This window comes from Pseudonocardia oceanicola (assembly GCF_047200735.1).
Taxonomy (GTDB): domain Bacteria; phylum Actinomycetota; class Actinomycetes; order Mycobacteriales; family Pseudonocardiaceae; genus Pseudonocardia.
Window position 1 is genome coordinate 1 of record NZ_JBJZON010000096.1, and the last position, 464, is coordinate 464.

Annotated in this window: 1 protein-coding gene; it reads left to right on the forward strand. The window is 70.0% G+C overall.

What is annotated here, in order from left to right:
- Positions 1 to 81: 81 nt before the first annotated feature.
- The coding region (locus ACL02T_RS34970) for an SDR family oxidoreductase (RefSeq protein WP_412835103.1) at positions 82 to 464 on the forward strand (383 nt) is incomplete at its 3' end.

The window sequence follows — 464 nt, forward strand, 5'->3', positions numbered from 1 at the left end:
TTCCACACCACCCACTCCGCCGGGAAGCGCTGGATCGCCGCCGGGCTGCCCGGCAGCGTGCTCTCCACCCTCACCACCTGGGTGTGGACCGGCTCGGCGTTCGTCACACCCTCGGCCATGGCCAAGGCCGCCGTGCACTCGATGACCATGTCACTGGCCGTCGAATGGGCCCGCCACGGGATCCGGCTCAACGCCCTGGCCCCCGGCCCGATCCCCACCGACTACGCCTGGGAAATGCTCAACCCCACCGACAAGAGCTCCATCGGCGCCACCCAAGCCGACGCCATCCCCATGGGCCGCACCGGCACCGTCGAAGAACTCGCCAACCTCACGATCTTCCTGCTCTCCGACGCCTGCGACTACCTGACCGGCCAGACCATCGCCATGGACGGCGGCCAGATGCTCGCCGGCCCCAGCACCTTCGCCGGCCTCACCTCCATGACCGCGGAAGACTGGGCCGCCGC